1 protein-coding gene is annotated in these 1,142 nt (G+C 72.6%); it reads left to right on the forward strand.

Annotation, left to right across the window (positions count from 1 at the left end; translation table 11 throughout):
• Positions 1-183: 183 nt before the first annotated feature.
• On the forward strand, positions 184-975 hold the full coding sequence (locus DQW06_RS21810) for an alpha/beta hydrolase (RefSeq protein WP_013151348.1): 792 nt from the start codon (positions 184-186) through the stop codon (positions 973-975).
• The last annotated feature ends 167 nt before the right edge of the window (positions 976-1,142 follow it).

A 1,142-nucleotide genomic window follows, 5' to 3' on the forward strand; every position in this document is an offset into this window, starting at 1 on the left:
CCCTCCCCACGGGGCGCCGGCGGACCCCTCCCACGACGGCCTCCTGGGCGGTGGCCGCCGCGACGAAGGCCGCGGAGAACGCCGCCTGTACCCCGACGAGTGGATCGACCGCCGCTACGGTGACACGAACACCACACCGGGGCCCGAACCCGACCGCTGGAGCTGATCGGGCACGATGGTGGGGTGTCCGACGCCATTGACCACCCGCGCGCCCAACCCCGTGAGCACCGCTACCGGCTGACCACCTCCGACGGGGTCGGCATCGACGCCGTGCTCCTGCGCGGCGCCGGGTCCCGCACCACCGCCGTGATCCTCGCCAACGGGTTCACCGGCACCCACCGCAACCCGAGCACGCGTGCCGTCGCCGAAGCACTGCTCCCGTTCGGCGACGTGATGACCTTCGACTTCCGCGGCCACCACGGCTCCGGCGGGCTCAGCACCGTCGGCAACGCGGAGATCCACGACCTGGAGGCGGTCGCCGTCCGCCTGCGCGAACTCGGCTACACCTCCCTCTCCACCGTGGGGTTCTCGATGGGCGCGGCCGTCGCGATCCGGCACGCGGCCATCTACGGCGGAATGGACGCGGTGGTCTCGGTCAGCGGACCCAGCCGCTGGTACTACAGGGGGACACGCGCCATGCGGCTGCTCCACCTGGGCATCGGCCGCAGGGCGGGACGCCTGTTCCTGCGCGGCTTCCGCAAGGTCAGGGTCATCGACAAGGAATGGGACCCCGTGCCCGCCGAACCCCGGGAGATCGCCGGGGAGGTCTCCCCGACGCCCCTGCTGGTCGTGCACGGCGACTCCGACGCCTACTTCCCCGTCTCCCACGCCAGCGCCATCCACGACGCCGCCCGGGAACCGCGCGACCTGTGGATCATCCCGGGGATGGGGCACGCCGAACGCGCCGTGACCCCGGAGCTGACCGCGCGCATCCGCGACTGGCTCGTGGGGAAGGTCGGCGGCGAGAACGCCTGAGCGGGCGGCTGAGCAGGGCGGATCGGCACCGCGTCGACAGGTGTGCGCGTGTCGGCTACAAAGGACGGATGATCCGATCTCGTTCTTCCCCATCCGGGAACGGAACACCCTCGGAGGCGGCCCCGACCGGGGCGGCCGACGACAGCGGCACCACCGACACCACCCCG

The organism is Nocardiopsis sp. TNDT3, from assembly GCF_003427465.1.
GTDB classification, from domain to species: domain Bacteria; phylum Actinomycetota; class Actinomycetes; order Streptosporangiales; family Streptosporangiaceae; genus Nocardiopsis; species Nocardiopsis dassonvillei.